Annotated in this window: 16 protein-coding genes; 12 read left to right on the forward strand and 4 right to left on the reverse strand. The window is 70.0% G+C overall.

The window, feature by feature from the left end; genetic code table 11:
* The first annotated feature begins 502 nt into the window (after positions 1–502).
* From HY68_RS08515 to HY68_RS08535, 5 genes are all read left to right on the forward strand, one after another.
* Complete coding sequence (locus HY68_RS08515; RefSeq protein ID WP_078863485.1) at positions 503–1,309, forward strand: amino acid ABC transporter permease; 807 nt, start codon at positions 503–505, stop codon at positions 1,307–1,309.
* Positions 1,306–2,040 carry an amino acid ABC transporter ATP-binding protein gene (locus tag HY68_RS08520; protein WP_041986445.1) on the forward strand — a complete coding sequence of 245 codons (735 nt, stop codon included), beginning with the start codon at positions 1,306–1,308 and terminating at the stop codon, positions 2,038–2,040. The genes HY68_RS08515 and HY68_RS08520 overlap by 4 nt, the downstream gene beginning before the upstream one ends.
* A 40-nt stretch (positions 2,041–2,080) precedes the next feature.
* Entirely contained in the window at positions 2,081–2,917 is an 837-nt protein-coding gene (locus HY68_RS08525; protein WP_157874300.1) for a transporter substrate-binding domain-containing protein, read from the forward strand.
* Positions 2,914–4,815: a CocE/NonD family hydrolase gene (locus HY68_RS08530; protein WP_241778498.1), complete on the forward strand. Its 1,902-nt coding sequence runs from the start codon at positions 2,914–2,916 to the stop codon at positions 4,813–4,815. Before HY68_RS08525 ends, HY68_RS08530 begins: the two co-directional genes overlap by 4 nt.
* 149 nt (positions 4,816–4,964) lie before the next feature.
* The gene (locus tag HY68_RS08535) at positions 4,965–6,050 is read left to right on the forward strand and encodes a DUF5937 family protein (RefSeq protein ID WP_041986452.1); all 1,086 of its coding nucleotides are present in this window, start codon (positions 4,965–4,967) and stop codon (positions 6,048–6,050) included.
* 30 nt (positions 6,051–6,080) lie between these two features.
* Here the strand turns inward: HY68_RS08535 and HY68_RS08540 are convergent, their stop codons facing one another.
* Positions 6,081–7,994 carry an N-acetylmuramoyl-L-alanine amidase gene (locus HY68_RS08540; RefSeq protein ID WP_041986455.1) on the reverse strand — a complete coding sequence of 638 codons (1,914 nt, stop codon included), beginning with the start codon at positions 7,992–7,994 and terminating at the stop codon, positions 6,081–6,083.
* 98 nt (positions 7,995–8,092) lie between these two features.
* Between HY68_RS08540 and HY68_RS08545 the strand changes: the two genes are divergently transcribed.
* Both HY68_RS08545 and HY68_RS08550 read left to right on the forward strand, forming a co-directional pair.
* Positions 8,093–8,317 (forward strand): hypothetical protein, encoded by a 225-nt coding sequence (locus HY68_RS08545; protein WP_157874301.1) that lies wholly within the window; start codon positions 8,093–8,095, stop codon positions 8,315–8,317.
* Positions 8,318–8,493: 176 nt separating this feature from the next.
* Positions 8,494–9,165: an HAD family hydrolase gene (locus HY68_RS08550; protein ID WP_041986460.1), complete on the forward strand. Its 672-nt coding sequence runs from the start codon at positions 8,494–8,496 to the stop codon at positions 9,163–9,165.
* Between the two features lie 100 nt (positions 9,166–9,265).
* On the opposite strand, the gene HY68_RS08555 is transcribed toward HY68_RS08550, so the two are convergent.
* Entirely contained in the window at positions 9,266–10,168 is a 903-nt protein-coding gene (locus HY68_RS08555) for an RNA polymerase sigma factor SigF (protein ID WP_041986463.1), read from the reverse strand.
* Between the two features lie 242 nt (positions 10,169–10,410).
* The gene (locus HY68_RS46025; RefSeq protein WP_277816754.1) at positions 10,411–10,536 is read right to left on the reverse strand and encodes a hypothetical protein; all 126 of its coding nucleotides are present in this window, start codon (positions 10,534–10,536) and stop codon (positions 10,411–10,413) included.
* 154 nt (positions 10,537–10,690) lie between these two features.
* On the opposite strand from HY68_RS46025, the gene HY68_RS08560 reads away from it, so the two are divergent.
* The 4 genes from HY68_RS08560 to HY68_RS08575 all read left to right on the forward strand — a co-directional run bounded on the left by HY68_RS08560 (position 10,691) and on the right by HY68_RS08575 (position 14,324).
* Positions 10,691–11,704 carry a heavy metal-binding domain-containing protein gene (locus HY68_RS08560; protein WP_157874302.1) on the forward strand — a complete coding sequence of 338 codons (1,014 nt, stop codon included), beginning with the start codon at positions 10,691–10,693 and terminating at the stop codon, positions 11,702–11,704.
* Between the two features lie 61 nt (positions 11,705–11,765).
* A complete protein-coding gene (locus HY68_RS08565) occupies positions 11,766–12,596 on the forward strand; it encodes a heavy metal-binding domain-containing protein (RefSeq protein WP_198533235.1) in 831 nt (276 codons plus the stop codon).
* A 44-nt stretch (positions 12,597–12,640) separates the two neighbouring features.
* Positions 12,641–13,108, forward strand: a complete 468-nt coding sequence (locus HY68_RS08570) for a hypothetical protein (RefSeq protein ID WP_241778499.1) — start codon at positions 12,641–12,643, stop codon at positions 13,106–13,108.
* Positions 13,109–13,307: 199 nt separating this feature from the next.
* The gene (locus HY68_RS08575) at positions 13,308–14,324 is read left to right on the forward strand and encodes a chitinase (protein ID WP_052457044.1); all 1,017 of its coding nucleotides are present in this window, start codon (positions 13,308–13,310) and stop codon (positions 14,322–14,324) included.
* A gap of 111 nt (positions 14,325–14,435) precedes the next feature.
* Here the strand turns inward: HY68_RS08575 and HY68_RS08580 are convergent, their stop codons facing one another.
* Complete coding sequence (locus tag HY68_RS08580; RefSeq protein ID WP_041986466.1) at positions 14,436–15,179, reverse strand: N-acetylmuramoyl-L-alanine amidase; 744 nt, start codon at positions 15,177–15,179, stop codon at positions 14,436–14,438.
* Between the two features lie 166 nt (positions 15,180–15,345).
* On the opposite strand from HY68_RS08580, the gene HY68_RS08585 reads away from it, so the two are divergent.
* The coding region (locus HY68_RS08585; RefSeq protein ID WP_041986469.1) for a GAF domain-containing SpoIIE family protein phosphatase at positions 15,346–16,633 on the forward strand (1,288 nt) is incomplete at its 3' end.

The following is a 16,633-nucleotide window of genomic DNA, read 5'->3' on the forward strand; positions in this document are numbered from 1 at the left end:
GCCGAGGACGGCGCGCCGGCTCAGCCCGCGGGAGGCGGGAGCGGAAGAGGTACGGGGGGTGCTGACGGGGGTGGTGTCCGCTGACATCAGGCGAGTTTCCCTGTCGTCGTAGGTGGATGGCCCTGACGCGTGGGGGGATACGAAGTCGGCGAAGAAGAGGGTCGCCGAAGGCATGTGTAGGAAGCACCGAATGAGCGCCGCCAGCGTACCTACCAGGCTGTTTCGGCTGCGTACCGATCATGTGACCGGAACCGCGCTTGATCACCCGGACCCGTCCGGCGGCCGACCACCTCATGGACAAACGGTGTCAGATCCGCCACATTCGGCCGCACGAGCCGGGCGTCCACACCTGCCCGCATCCCCCACGCAACACGGAATCGGAGCCTCCGCCAACAGTTACCACTGTGGCGCAACTGTCCGGGCCGTCCTGCCGCAGCGCCCCTATGGTGACGCGAATACCGAGGTCGGGGGCGTGTGTCGTCCCATATCGATCGGAGCGACCGTGCACGATTTCCTCCACACGTTCTTCAGCTGGCACGAGATATGGAACGTGTTGCCCAGCCTGCTCACCGAGGGGCTCGGCAACACCCTGCTGATCGCGGCGCTGGCCATTGTCTTCGGCCTCGTCGTCGGCATGCTGCTCGCCGTGCTGCTGCTGTCCGGCAGGCGGCTGGTGCGGCTGCCCGCCCGGATCTACGTGGATGTCTTCCGGGGCATGCCCGCGATCGTGACCGTCAGCCTCGTCGGCCTCGGTCTCCCCGCCGCCGGCATCCGGCCCTTCGGGCGCAGCCCGCTCGGGTACGCGGTCGTCGCCGTCGGGCTGATCTCCGCCGCCTACTGCGCCGAGATCTTCCGCTCCGGCATCCAGTCCGTACCGCCGGGCCAGATGCAGGCGGGGCGCAGCCTCGGCATGTCGTACCTGAGCACCATGCGGGTCGTCGTGGTGCCGCAGGGCATCCGCAACGTCCTGCCGGCGCTGACGGGCCAGTTCATCGTCGACGTCAAGGAGAGCTCCCTCGTCTATCTGCTGGGGCTCTCGGTCGGCCAGCGGGAGCTGTACTTCATCGCGCAGGAGCACCAGGCGGCCACGTACAACTCGTCGGCGCTGGTCGCCGCCGCCCTGTGCTACCTCGTGATCACCGTCCCGCTGACCTACTTCGTCAACTGGCTGGACCGCAAGATGCGCAACGGCCCGTCAGGTCCGCGCCCCGCCGCGGCGGCGCCGACGCCCGGCACCCCGCTGACCGGTGAGGAACAGCCGGGAGTCGGCCTGTCCGCCGGTCCCCTCGACAAGGAGGTACGGGCATGAGCGAGCCCGTCATCAGCGTCAAGGACCTCCACAAGTCCTACGGCTCGAACGAGATCCTGTGCGGGGTGAGCTTCGACGTCGCGCCCCGCGAGGTGGTCTGTGTCATCGGCCCCTCCGGGTCGGGCAAGTCGACCGTGCTCAAGTGCCTCAACCTGCTGGAGCAGCCGTCCAGCGGCTCGGTCGTCGTGTCGGGGGTGCCCCTCACGGACCCCGGCGTGAACGTCGACGAGCTGCGCGCCCGGATCGGCATGGTGTTCCAGCACTTCAACCTCTTCCCGCACCTGACCGTGCTCGGCAATCTGACGGCCGCCCTGCGCAACGTACGGAAGATGAAGCGCGAGGACGCCGAGGAGCGGGCCCGCACCCAGCTGGGCAGGCTCGGCCTCGGCCATCTCGCCGACAGCAGGCCGGCCAATCTGTCCGGCGGGCAGCAGCAGCGGGTGGCGATCGCCCGGGCGCTGGTCATGCGGCCCGAGGTGATGCTCTTCGACGAGGCGACCTCCGCGCTCGACCCCGAGCTGGTCAAGGGCGTGCTCGACGTGATGCGCGAGCTGGCCACGTCCGGAATGACCATGGTCGTCGTCACTCACGAGATGGGCTTCGCCCGCGAGGTCGCCGACCGGGTGATCTTCATGGACGAGGGCCGGATCGCCGAGCAGGGCACGGCCCAGGACCTGCTGGAGAACCCGTCGAGCCCCCGGCTGCGCGCGTTCCTGTCCCAGGTCCTCTGAACACCATCCGATGATCACAGCACAGACAGGACCCAGTGCCATGAGAAATCTCGCCATGAAGGCAACAGCCACCGGAGCCGTCGCTTCGGCCGTCCTCCTGCTCGCAGCCTGCGGCGGCGGCGACTCGTCGGCCGGCGACAAGTACGGTCTGCACCAGTCCGGCACCATCACGGCGGCGGTCTCCACCGACCAGCCGCCGTTCGCCAGCGCCACCAAGAGCGGCAAGCCCGTCGGCTTCATCGTCGACATCACGGACGAGGTCGCCAAGCGCCTCGACGTCAAGGTCACCTACAAGGCGAGCACCGTGCCCGGCGCCCTCCAGGGGCTGACCTCGGGCCAGTACGACCTGGCCGCCTCCGGGCTCGGTGTCACGGCCGAGCGGCAGAAGTCGGTGGCCTTCACCAAGGGCCTGTACTGGTCCACCACCGACGTGCTGACCCGCCTCGACGACAAGGCGACGGCCCTCGACGCGTTCAAGGGCAAGGACGTCGGCGCCGTCACGGGCTCCGTGCAGCAGGACTTCGTGAAGTCGAAGATGCCCGGTGCCAAGCTCAGCAGCTTCCAGACGCAGCCCTCGGCCGTCTCCAAGCTGCTCTCCGGCGGCCTGGACGCGTTCGTCGTCGGCGGTCCCGACTCGGACGCGTACCGCAAGCAGTACAAGAACCTCCGCGTCGCCGTCTCGGCGCCGGTGGACCACGCGACGGCGATGGCCGTCCCGAAGTCGAACACCAAGCTGCAGAAGGCCACCGACGCGCAGCTGTCGAAGATGGTCGACGACGGCACGTTCATGAAGATCTACGACAAGTGGTTCACCGAGGCGCCGGCCCCCGAGCTGATCAAGATCTGGCCCGGTCTGGCGAAGCAGGTCAATAAGTGACGACGATCGGCACCACCGGAACCACAGGCACCACCGGCACATCGGGTGAGGAGATCCGGCTGCCCGACGGCGGCTCCGTCTGGCGGCGTACGGTGCGCACCCCGCTGCGCGACGGCGTCGTCCTCGTCGCCGACCTCTACACCCCGCACGAGGAGCCGGCCCCGGCTCCGGTCCTGCTGGAGCGGACACCGTACGGACGCAGGGACCGCCGCTACTCGGACGGTCTGCACGCGCACGGCGGCCCGATCCGGCCCGAGGACCAGGCGGCCTTCTTCGCCGGCCGCGGCTTCAACGTCGTACGGCAGGACTGCCGCGGCCGGGGCGACTCCGAGGGCACGTTCGTGAAGTACCTCGGCGAGGCCACCGACGGGTACGACACCGTCGAGTGGCTGGCCGGGCAGCCGTGGTGCGACGGCCGGGTCGCGACCACCGGCGTCTCGTACTCGGCGCACGCCCAGACCGCGCTCGCCTCGCTGTCGCCGCGCCACCTGGCCGCGATGTTCGTCGACTCGGGCGGCTTCGCCAGCGCGTACGAGGCGGGCGTCCGGATGGGCGGCGCCTTCGAGCTGAAGCAGGCGACCTGGGCGTTCCGGCACGCGTTCCAGAGCCCCGAGGTGCAGGCCGACCCGGTGACGCTGGCAGCGCTGGAGTCGCAGGACATGCGCGAGTGGTTCCAGGCCATGCCCTGGCGGCGCGGGGTCTCACCGCTGCGCGCGGTGCCGGAGTACGAGGAGTATCTGCTCGACCAGTGGGAGCGCGGCCCGTTCGACGGCTTCTGGAAGCAGCTCGGCATCTACGGCCGCGGCTTCTACGACGACTTCCCCGACGTACCGAGCCTGCACATGGTGAGCTGGTACGACCCGTACGTACGCACGGCTGTGGAGAACTTCCAGCAGCTCGGCGAGCGCAAGACCAGCCCGGCGTATCTCGTCGTGGGCCCCTGGACGCACGGCGCGCGCAGCGACAGCTACGCGGGCGACGTGGACTTCGGCGCCGCCGCGACGCTGGACGGGAATCTCGCGCCGGACTATCTGGAGTTCCGGGCGCGCTGGTTCGAGCGCCATCTGGGGGAGCACGCGGGCGACGACTTTCCGCGGGTGCAGTACTTCCTGATGGGCGGCGGCACCGGGCGGCGCACGGAGACCGGCCGGCTCGACCACGGGGGCGGCTGGCGGGTGGCCGACGCCTGGCCGCCGCGCGAGACGAAGCCGGTACGGCTGTATCTGCGCGAACAGGGCGCGCTCACCGAGGCAGCGCCGCTGGCCGGGATCGACACCCAGGTCGCCTACGACTTCGACCCGGCCAGGCCCGTGCCGACCATGGGCGGCCAGATTACGTCGGGCGAGCCCGTCATGGTCGGCGGCGCCTTCGACCAGCGGCCCGACGCCACGGTCTACGGCAGCGAGCCGCCGCATCTGCCGCTGGCGTCGAGGCCCGACGTGCTGGCCTTCGAGACGGAGCCGCTGGCCGCGGACGTGGCGGTGGCGGGCCCTGTCGAGGTGCGGCTCTCCGTGTCGTCGAACGCGCCGGACACCGACTTCACCGTCAAGCTCGTGGACGTCCATCCGCCGACCCCGGACTATCCGAACGGGTACGCGATGAATCTGACGGACGGCATCCTCCGCGCCCGCTACCGCAACTCGTACGAGAAGCCCGAGCCGCTGTATCCGGGCGAGGTGTACGAGATCACGGTGACGGCGCCGGACACGGCGAACCTGTTCAAGGCGGGCCACCGGATCCGGCTGGACGTGTCGTCGAGCAACTTCCCCCGCTTCGACGTCAACCCCAACACCGGCGAGAACGAGGCAGCGTCGCGGCGCAGGGCCGTCGCGACGAACCGGGTCCATCTGGCACCGGAGAGCCCGTCGTGGCTGACGCTCTTCGTACTGCCGGCCTAGGGAGTGTCGTCGAAGGAGCATCGTCCGCCCGCAGGGCGCCGGACGGGGCTTCGACGACACGACCTGGGCGGAGCGGTAGTCCGGTCCCGCGTGCTCTGCCGGGACCTCGGTCCCTGGCAGGACACGCGGCGCACGCCTACAGTTGACGCGTGGTAGTCGTGCTCGACGTAGCGGGGGCAGGCGCTTCGGATGTGGTGGCGGGTACGTCGCCTCTCGCGGAGCTTCTGTCCTGCCTGCATGTTCTGGCGGAGCCCGAACACCACCCCGAGTCCCGCACCTGGCTGGCGCGGGCCGGTGAGCGGCTGCCCGCGAGTCTCACGCAGGAGCTGCGGTACTACTCTCCGTTGTGGGCGCGCTACCGCTGCCGGCTGTTCTTCCCGCTGCGGGGCCCGCTCGGCCGTGAGCTGTACGACGAGCTGGACGCCCTGCTCGACCTCGACCTGGCGACCTTCGTCCCGCTCGCGGCCAACGCGATACGCGGTGTCGTCTTTCCCGGCTCGAACCTGCTGCGGAGCGGCAGGACCGAGCAGCGCGAGTTCGTGAAGGCGTGCGAGCGCCGCTCCTTCTCCCGTGGTGAGCTGGCGAACGCCCTGGTCGACGACCCGGAGGCGTTCCGCACCGGCCTGGTCGAGACGGTCGGGCACTGCGCCGAGGCGTTCTTCGACGAGGAGTGGCGCAGGGTCGGCCCCCGGCTGAGCGATGTCGCCGCCCGGGTGCGGGAGCAGCTGCGTACCGAACCCGCCGACGCGGTGCTCGCTTCCGTCAGCCCGACCGCGACGGCGACCCAGCAGCCGGCGCGCGTCTCGTACGACAAGCTCCAGTCGGCGCGCGGGAAGGTCCGTGACCGCGGCTGCTTCCTGGTGCCGACCATGCACGGCTGGCCGCATCTGATCCTGAAGCTGGACGAAGGGCTGCCGCTCGTCGTGCACTTCATCGCCGACGACTGGGAGCAGCGCCCCTCGGTCTCGCAGTCGCTGGTACGGGACCGGCTGTCGGCCATATCCGAACCCGCCAGGCTCGAACTCTGCCGCCATCTGCTGAGCGAGCCGATCACCACGTCGGAACTGGCCGGGCGCATGGGCATCGGGGAGCCGCAGGTGTCGCGGCATCTGCGGCGGCTGCGGGAGGTGGGTCTGGTGACCTCGCAGCGGGAGGGCCGGATGGTCTATCACCGGCTGCACGCGGAGCTGCTGCTGAACCTGGGGGCCGACGTGCTCACCACGGTCATGCGCTGACCGTGGTGAGCGGGCGTCAGATCCTGCCGGTCAGTTCCTGGTCCCGACGGTGACGTCGCTCGCGTTGACGAGCGCCACCCGGTGGTTGAACTGGATCGTGTACATCTTCCCGCCGCCGACGACCAGGGTCTTGCTGGTCGCGAAGTAGTCGTCGGTGCTCACGGGCTGCTGCGTCGCCACGTACGCCTGCCCGGCGGGCAGTGAGTACGAGGTCAGCGGCGTCTCCGTGGAGGGCGAGAGCCCGGCCGGGTACTCCCCCGGCTGCGGGTAGCCCGAGCCGTAGACGTCGACCGCCGCCGTACCCGCGCCCTTGATCACCTTCGTGCCCGTGGCGATCGTGGTGTTCTTGCCGAGCGGGTTGTAGAACCACACCTTCTTCCCGCTGAACCAGATCGCCGTCCAGTCGACGCTGCGTCCGGCGACCACGTACTGCTGGCCGTCCTGGACGACGCTGCCCCAGTCGTTGATCTCGTTCGTACCGGCGGCGCCGCCCGGGTGCAGGGCCTGGTCGCCGAAGAGCGGCGCCGTCGCGCTCGGCGCCGTGCGGACCGGCAGGAAGTTCACCGGCTGGGTCCGGTTGACGCAGGACGGCGTGTTGCCGCTGGGGTCCTCGGCCGGGCAGACCCGGACCGTCTGCTTGTTGGTGGCGAAGGCGGGCGAGATCGTCACGACGGAGCCCACCGGGCCCACGCCGGGCCGGTGCACATTGGTCGGGGCGCCGACCAGGCTCATGAACAGCGACCAGTCCCAGGACGGTCCCGGGTCCCAGTGCATGCCGGCCACGGAACTGTTCACCGGGCCCGGCACGTTGTCGTGGCCGATGAGGTGCTCGCGGTCGAGCGGGATGCCGTAGCGCGCCGCGAGGTACTTCACCAGATCGGCGGTGGCCTGGTACTGCGTCTGCGTGTACCAGGTGGCACCCTGCGCGGCGAAGCCCTCGTGCTCGATGCCGATGGAGTGCATGTTGAACCAGTAGTTGCCCGCGTGGAAGGACAGGTCCTTCGTGGGCACCATCTGGGTCACGGCGCCGTCCGACGCCCGCATGACGTAGTGCGCGGACGAGCCGCCGGGCTGCTGGAAGGTGGCGATGGCCGAGGCGTACGAGCCCTCGGTGTCATGGATGACGATGTACTTGACGTCCATGCCGTCGGCGGGCCGGTTCGCGACCTGGCCGTTCGACGGGTCGGCGGCGACGAACGTGCAGTCGACGGTCGCCGGGCACTCGGTGGCGGGGGCGGCGGGCGCCGCGCGCAGCTTCAGCCGGTCCAGCTGCGCGGTGGCGGGCCGTACGGACGGGTCGGCGGCCAGTCGCATCCGCTGGCCGTCGGTGGTCTGCCGCCGCACGCCGGTCTTGAGCCCGGCGTACACCCGGTCGGCGAAGGTCGCGGCGGCCTTGCGGTCGGGCGACCGGCTGTAGCGGGCGACGGCGCCGTACCAGTCGGCAGGGTCGGCGGACGTGGTGCCGGTCAGCGCCTTCTCGTACGAGGCGAGCAGCGCCGCGCCGCCGCGGATGTTGTCCCGGCCGCCCGCGCGGAGCCGCTCGGCGGGAACGCCGGCGAGCTTCGCCGCAGCGGGCAGCGTGTGCAGAGCCGGGTCGGCGGTGAGCTTGCCGAGGTCGGCGCGGCCCGCGGCCCCCGCCGCGCCGTCGGCCAGCATCTTCGGCGTCACATCGGTGAGGTTCATCGGGCCGTAGCCACCGCCGGTGTTGTACTGGCCGGCGTGCGCGTCCCAGCGCGATTCCTGGTAGGCGACACCGAGCAGCACGGACACGGGTACGTGGAACTCGGCTGCGGCGGCGGCGAAGTCCGCCTGTCTGCCGGCGGCGGTGCCGGTCGCACCGTCCGCCTGCGCGGCGGCGGACGGGAGCAGCGCGAGACAGCTCGCAGCGAGCGCGCCGCTCGTGACGATCGCCGGCAGCAATCGTCCTGACTTTCGCTTCAGCAAGGGGATTTCCTCTCGTCCAGGCGTCGTTGGGAGTAAAGCACCTGTCGGTGAACGATGTTGGAACGCCCTTGCGAGTGAAACGGGAGGATGATGGCCGGATGGATTCCGTTTCCCGTACTTTGCGCGCCGCCGGCCGCCGCTGCCTCGCCTCCTGGCGTATCGCGGTGGAGGCGGTCTTCGAGAACCCGGCGCTCGGCGGAGTCGTCGTCCTGGGCGGCCTGACGATCTTCTGGGTCGTCGAGGGGAACGTGTACGGCATCGTGTCGTCGCTGGTCGCGATGGCGGTCACCCTGGCGGTCGCGGTACGCACGGCCCGCCGCTGACAGCCCGCCGGGGCCCGGCCGGCCCGTAGCGCGGCCCCGGCCCGCTCCCGTCACCCTTCCGGACCGCTTCGGTGCGTGCGTACGGGCAGCTCACCGTAGGTTCTCCCCTGAGAAGAGGGGTACACGGACGGACCGAAGACCCAACCGGCAGGGAGCGACAACGTGCGGGCACTGACATGACGCGGGCGGCGCTGTTCGACGTCGACGGCACCCTCGTCGACACCAATCACCTTCACGTGACCTCCTGGTGGGAGGCGTTCCGGCAGGCAGGGCACCAGGTGCCCATGCCCGCCATCCACCGGGCCGTCGGGCTCGGCTCCGACGACCTCATCGCGCATCTGCTCGGTGACGAGCGGGACACCGGCCAGGACGCCGCCATCAGCGCCGCGCACTCCACCCTCTACGGGACGTACTTCGACCGGCTGCCCGCCCTGCGGTCGGCGGCCGAGCTGCTGTGGGCCCTGTCCGACCGGGGCTGGCGGATCGTGCTCGCCACCTCGGCCGGCGGCTCCGAGCTGACCGCGCTGCGCCGCGCCATCAACGCGGACGACGTCATCGCGGGAACCGCCAGCGCCGACGACGTCTCCGCGGGCAAACCGGCTCCTGAGCCGGTGCGGGAGGCCCTGCGGCTGGCCGACGTGTCGGCCGAGCGTGCGGTGTTCGTCGGGGACACCGTCTGGGACATGGAGGCGGCGGCGCGAGCGGGCGTGCGCAGCATCGCCGTCCTGTCCGGCGGCATTCCGCGCGCCGCGCTCGAATCGGCTGGGGCGGGCGGTGTCTACGAGGACCCGGCCGACCTGCTGGCGCGGCTCGACACCAGCCTCTTCGCCGACATGGAAGCCCGCTGACCGCCGGCCCGGGTCCTTCCGGCCCGGGTCCTTCGGGTGTCCGAAAACCAAAAACGCCCGGAGGCATTTCCCGCCTCCGGGCATTCCGTTCGCCTCACTCCTACTCCTCGACGAGCAGTCCCGCACGCAGCTTCGACAACGTACGAGCCAGCAGTCGCGACACGTGCATCTGCGAAACGCCGAGCTTCTCGCCGATCTGCGACTGCGTCATTTCCTGACCGAAGCGCATCTCGACGATGGCACGCTCCCGGTCGTCCAGCTCGTGCAGCAGCGGGGCGAGCGAGTGGAAGTCCTCGATGAGTTCCATGGCGGGGTCGCAGCCACCGAGCGTGTCGGCGAACGTACGGCCGCTCTTGTTGACCTGGCCGTCGTCCGACGTGTCGTTCGGGAGGTCGAGCGAACCGGCCGTGTAGCCGTTGGCCGCGACGATCCCCTCGATGACCTCTTCCTCGGTCAGGTCGAGATGCTCGGCCAGCTCGGCGACCGAGGGCTTGCGGTCGAGGACGGTTCCCAGGTGGTCCTGCGCCTTGGCCAGCTCGACGCGCAACTCCTGCAGCCTGCGCGGAACGTGGACGGCCCAGGTGGTGTCACGGAAGAACCGCTTGATCTCCCCCACGATGTACGGGATGGCGAACGACGTGAACTCGACCTCGCGTGAGAGGTCGAACCGGTCGATGGCCTTGATCAGTCCGATGGTACCGACCTGGAGAATGTCCTCCATGTCGCCACTGCCCCGGTTGCGGAAGCGGCTCGCGGCGAAGCGCACCAGCGACTGGTTCATCTCGATCAGGGTGTTGCGCGCGTACTGGTGCTCGCGCGTGCCTTCTTCGAGGACCAGCAGCTGGTCGAAGAACATCTTCGACAGTTCGCGTGCGTCCTTCGGCGCGACCTTCCCCGCATCCTCGATCCAGGGGAGCGCGCCCGTGCCGTCGTCGGTACGCGTGGGGAGAGCACCGTCCGCCAGCTGTATGGACGCGTTCGTGGATGGGGTGGGCATCGTCATGTCATCGCCTTACCTCGTCGGGGTGCCAACAGGCGCCTGCCCCCGAAGTACGCGATTACCCACCCAGGGGGCAACAGTTTCTAGACGGCAATGATCCTGTACCGACATAACGACTGAATAGAATAATCCGCCCATTCAGTACGTATACGGACACACCAACCCCGATCACGCCTCGGGGGGCGCCGGCTCCGGAGAGCCGGCCGCCCCCCGGAGTCGGCCCACAGGCCCGGGCGCGGCACCCATCAACGACGGCGCAGCAGCAGAATGATCACGACAATAATAAGAATAACGACCACGGTACCGATACCTATATACATCTGAATTTCTCCTCTTCCTTGGTAAGCACTCGGATTTCCATGGCTCTCCATGGATCTCATTCGCTGTCTGCACACTGGTTGCCCCGTTTCCCCTTCCTAAACGAACCCGAGAGTCGGACAAGATCCGTTCACCCGCCTCGATTAGGCTGCGGAGGAGACAGGACGGACTTTTGCGGCGGATCCTCGGCGACAGGTGGTGGGCCAGGTGTCGGTGCCATGGAGCGGTGAAGGTCTGCCGCCGGCGGCCCGGGAACGCATCGACGGGGCCCGGCGCAGCGGCACCTGGTCATCGGCGCTGTCGACCGGCGAGTTCACCGCGATCCGCGCGGCCGGCTTCGAACCGGTCGGTCAGGCGATGGGCTCCGCCGTCTACCACGTCGGACGGGCCGGCCGGTACTGGGGCTACTACGACTGCCTCTACCTCAACGCGGGCTTCACGATGTCCAGCGCGCCGGGCCCCGTGGCACTGTCCGGCGACGGGGCGCCCTCCGCCGGTCTCGTCGAGGTCTTCGACAACGCGCGGCGTACGGCGCTGGACCGGCTGTCCGCCGAGTGCACCGCGCTCGGCGGCGACGGGGTGGTCGCGGCCGAACTGACCATGGCACCGTTCCCGACCCAGCCGAACTGCCTGGAGTTCAAGGTCATCGGCACAGCGGTACGGGCGCGCGGCGACGTACGTTCACCGCGTCCCTTCACCTGTCACCTCGACGGACAGGGGTTCGCGAAGCTCATCGCCGCGGGCTGGGTGCCCGTCGAACTGCTCATCGGCATGTCCGTCGGCGTACGCCACGACGACCTCGGCACCCGCACCCAGGCGATGTCGTGGGGCAACATCGAGGTCGACGCGTGGAGCGAACTCGTCGGTGACGTACGGGCCGACGCCCGCCACCAGTTGGAGCTGCAGAGCACGCGCCAGGGCGGCGACGGCGTCATCCTCGCCAGCGGCAGTCTGCGGATCTGGCGGGAACCCTGCATGCGGGCCTCCCGGTTCGGCGGCGAGGGCGAGGACCACGTGGCCGAGTCGACGATGGTCGGGACGACCATCGCCCACTTCGACGCAGGGTCCCGGCGCCCGCCGACGCTCGCCGTGATGCCGCTCGGCAAGCGCGGGGAGCGGCTGCGCGCGCGGCTCGCTGCGGTGGAGTCGAGCCCGTACGGCGACCCGGCCGAGCAGCGCAGGATCGCAGCCGAGCTGGCGGAACTCGGCGACCAGGGATGACAGCACCACCGAATCAGCAGCAGCACCGAACGAGCAGCACCGACAGTGAGGATGTGGCGAAGTGAGCGGTGACGGTCCGAGCGATCAGGGTGTGCCTGCCGATGCCATGCGCAGGCTGGCGGATCTGGAGCCGGGCAAGGCCGGTTCGATCTTCACGAGCGATCTGTCGGTGAATGAGTTCCTGCTGGTCAGGGAGGCGGGATTCCGGCCGATCGGGCTGGTGCTCGGCTCCTCGATCTACCACGTCGGTATCCAGCTCGGCCGCTGGAGCAAGAACCAGGAGCTGGAGACGCTCAGCCAGGCGATGTACCACGCGCGTGAGCTGGCGATGACCCGGATGGAGGCCGAGGCGGCGCAGCTCGGCGCCGACGGCATCGTCGGGGTCCGGCTGAGTGTCGAGGCGCGGGAGTTCGGCAACGACATCGCGGAGTTCATCGCCATCGGCACGGCGGTGAAGGCGGACGAGCCGCCGCCGGGCGGCGGTGTCTGGCGCAACAACAAGGGCCAGCCCTTCACCTCCGACCTCTCGGGCCAGGACTTCTGGACGCTGATCAGGGCCGGCTACGCGCCGCTCGGCATGGTCATGGGCACCTGCGTCTACCACATCGCGCACCAGCGGATGACGGCCGCTTTCTCCAACATCGGGAAGAATGTGGAGATCGAGCAGTTCACCCAGGCGCTGTACGACGCGCGGGAGTTGGCCATGGCGCGGATGCAGGCCGAGGCGGAGGAGCTGGCGGCGGAGGGCGTCGTCGGCGTCCAGCTGAACGCGCACAACCACCGCTGGGGCGGGCACACGACGGAGTTCTTCTCGATCGGCACGGCCGTACGGCCGCTGCGCCCGGATCATGAGATCGAGCGCCCGACCATGGTGCTCAGCCTGGACGGCTGACCGCCCGCCGGTGAGGGTGGGGGGACACGACGAAGGGGAGCCCGATGAGCGACGGTGACGGTGCGGACAGCGCCCCCGACGGCCGTATCGAGAAGGCCGAGGACGCCACGGCCGCCACGGCCGGCTCCGTCGACGAACTCGCGGCCGCGCTCCGCAGGGACGCCGCCGACCTGGACCTGTACGCCCAGGTGCTGAGCGGTTCGCTGGCCGAGGCGCTGCCGCCGGACGCCGTCGCACTCGACCGCAAGCGCACCATGAGCGACCGGCTCGCGGGCCGGGACGGCCGGGTGGAGCGGGTCGAGATCTCGCTGGACGACCAGCGGCTGATCCTGACGCTGACGCACGGACGGCCCGCGTGCGAGATCGCCAAGGTCGTACGGGGCGTCGTGCTGTCCCGTACGCCGGTGCCGCTGGACGAGTGGACGCAGCGGCTCGCGGCGGCCGTCGCCGCACGGGCGCGTACGGACGCACGGATGCGGGCGGCGCTGGAAAAGCTGGTCCTGGGCGGCTGACCGAGCGCCACCGCCGCAGTCAGCCGGCCCCGCCACCAACCATTGCTGTCAAGGGGATTGACTGCGTGCTGGTCTAGTCCTTTACTTTCATCCAGCAACGACAGTTCACGTGGGGATCCCCCATTCCCCTATGTGAACAGCCCTGCGCTCCAACCCCCCACGGTGTGCGCCCCCACGCGCACATGACAGGAGTGTTCCTGTGTTCCGATCGACGAAGAAGATCCTGGCCCTCACCCCCGCCGCCCTCGCCCTGGCGGCCACGGCCGTCGTCGCCACCGGCGCGAGCGCCAGCGCGGCCGCCGACCCCGGTCCTGGCTTCCCGGACCACTACTCCGCGCCGTACGCGGAGACATGGGCATCGCCGCAGGCGCTGACCGACGCCCGCGAGGCCACCGGGCAGAAGTACTTCACGCTCGCCTTCATCATCGACGGCGGCGGCTGCGACGCGAAGTTCAACGGCGACACCGACATCACCGACGCCGGCTGGACCTCGGCCATCAACTCGCTGCGGGCGGCCGGCGGCGATGTCATCGCCTCGTTCGGCGGCGCGAGCGGTACGGAGATAGGCGCTTCCTGTACGTCGGTCGGCGCCCTGAAGGCCGAGTACCAGCGGGTCATCGACGAACTCGACCTGACCAGGGTCGACTTCGACATCGAGGGCGCCACCGTCGCCGACGACACGGCCAACGACCGCCGCAACCAGGCGCTCGCCGAACTCCAGCAGGAGTACGCGGACGCGGGCAAGACGCTGGACGTGCAGTACACGCTCGCCACCAACCCGGACGGGCTGCCGCAGGACCAGCTCGACCTGCTCTCCAACGCCAAGAGCAACGGCCTGGACGTCAACCTCGTCAACCTGATGACGATGGACTACGGCTCGGCGATGGACATGGGCAAGGCGGCCACCGACGCGGCGACCGCGCTGCACGACCAGCTCGGCGCCATCTGGACGGACAAGTCCGACGCCGAACTGTGGGCGATGGAGGGCAACACCCCGATGATCGGGGTCAACGACACCCAGTCGGAGGTCTTCTCCGTCGACAACGCCAACACCCTGGCCGACTTCGCGAAGTCCAAGGGCATCCAGGAGCTGTCGTTCTGGGCCCTCGGCCGGGACAAGGCGTGCGGAAGCGAAGGGCAGTTGTCCGACACGTGCAGCGGGACCGCGCAGGACGACTGGCAGTTCACCAGCACCTTCAACGGCATCACCGGCTGAGCACCGCCGGCTGAGCACCGTCGACTGAGCACAGGAACTGAGCACCGGACCCGGAGGGCGGCTGCCGACGGCAGCCGCCCTCTCCCCTCCTGGCCCTCGTTCCACGGCGGTTCAGTGCGCCGCGTCGTACCGCATGCGCGCCGCCGTCTTCCTGATCCAGGGCAGCGCCGCGTACAGCTCGGCGCCCGGGCAGTCGGTGTCGTACCCGTCCCGGTGACCCGAGATGGTGCGCAGCTCCACCGACGTGCCCTTGCGGTACCGGCTCTCGTCGCTCGTGGACGTCAGCTTCGCCCGCCCCTGCGGGTCCACGCCAGGGGCCAGCTTCCACGCCGCGATGGCAGCGATGGCCTTCAGCATGGCGCGGGGCGGCTTCGACCCGTTCGCGAAGCTGCCGAGCACGGCGATACCGGCGCTGCGGACGTTGAACCCCTTCGTGTGCGCGCCGCGCACCGGCCGGTCGATGCCGCCACGGCGTCCCTCGTAGATGTTTCCGCAGCGGTCGACGACGAAGTTGTATCCGAGGTCGTTCCATCCCATGTCGTGGATGTGGTGCTCCTCCATCGACCGCAGCATCTCGGGGACGTCCCGCTTGCAGTCGTACTTGTCGGAGTGCGTCGTGTGATGCACGAAGATCACCTCCACGGGGCCGGAGTAGACCGGCTTCTCCCGCACGGCCTTCTCGTCCGCATGCCACTCACGCCGGCCCAGGATGACGGGGCGGGGCGCCAGCCGTGCCGCCCGCGCGGCGGGGGGCCGCTGCTCGGGCGCCCGGTGTTCGTGTCCCGGCGCGTCGCACGTCACCACCAGGGTCAGTGGGAGGAGCGCTATCCACTGTTTGAGCCGTCTTGGCCACATCTGCTCACCCTGGCGCGGTTACCGGCGGCGCCCAAGTTCACTGCGGCCAGTCGAGTGACCTTTTGACTACTGTCAGGTAGACGCGAGACCCCCTCGGCGTTACCCGCTCGGTGCACCCGCTCTTGGCGGTTACGGCTCCCTTGTCAGTACCTTTGCAGTGACACACATGGGGAGAGCGAGGTCGTTGGTGGATGGCGTGAGGTATCCGGGCGGTGTGCGCGCGGACGGGATGCCGGCGGTGCTGTCGGACCCGGACAGGCTCGCGGCGCTGCGGACCGCAGGCCTGGTGGGCAGCGGCCCCGAGCCCGTCTTCGACGACCTGACCCGGCTCGCCGCAGCGGTGACCGGCTGCTCGCTGGCGGCCATCACCTTCGTCGACGAGTACCGCACGTTCTGGAAGTCCGTCCCCAGCCTCGAATACGGCGGTGTCGCCGCCTGGCAGAACGCGGTCCCCGACAGCTTCTGCTACTTCCCGGTCGGCATGGGCGCTCCGTTCATCGTCGAGGACGCGGCCCTCGACCCGCGCACCGAAGGCCACCCCGCGATCAAGCCGTGGGGGGTGGGCGCCTGGGCCGGCTTCCCGATCCTCGGCCCCGGCGGGGAGGCGATCGGCAGCATGTGCGTGATCGATCCGAGTCCGCGGGCGTGGCGGCCGCAGGACCTGGAGACGATGGCTGCCCTGTCGCGCGCCGTCAGCAACGAGATCAATCTGCGGATCTCGCTGGCCGCGACCCGCGCGGCGCTGGAGGTCTCCAGCGATCTGGCCCGCAGCTTGCAGGACAGTCTGCTGCCGCCGTCGCTGCAACCGGTGCCCGACCTGGACACGGCGGCCCTCTATCTCTCCGCCACCGGCTCCCCCGGCCTCGTCGTCGGTGACTTCTACGACCTGTTCCACGCCCGCGGCCCGTGGTGGTCCGCGGTGATGGGCGACGTCTGCGGCAAGGGCGTCGAAGCGGCGAAGGTCACCGCGCTGGCGCGGTACACGCTGCGCGCCGACGCGTCCGAGCATCTGTCCCCCGCCACGGTCCTGGACCGGCTGAACACGGCGATGCGCAGCCAGGGCGCCACCCGCTTCCTGACCGCCGCGTACACCACGTTCCGCACGTCACCGTCGGGCGTCACGGGCCGGCTCTGCCTGGCCGGTCATCCCCCGCCGCTGGTCAGAAGGGCCGACGGCCGGGTGGAACAGCTCGGCAAGTTCGGCACCCTGCTCGGGGTGGTCGACAAGCTACGGCTGACCGACGTCCGCTTCCGGCTGGCAGCGGGCGATCTGCTGCTGCTCTACACGGACGGCGCCTGCGAGGCCCGGCCACGGCCTGGCAAGAACGGCGGCCCGGCCCGTCCCATGTTCGGCGAGGAGGAGCTGGCCCGGACCCTCGCCGACTGCCACGGCCTGGACGCGGCGGCCACCATCGACCACATCGCGGCGGCGCTGGCGGCCCGCCACGACGGCT

The organism is Streptomyces sp. AcH 505 (assembly GCF_000818175.1).
GTDB lineage: Bacteria > Actinomycetota > Actinomycetes > Streptomycetales > Streptomycetaceae > Streptomyces.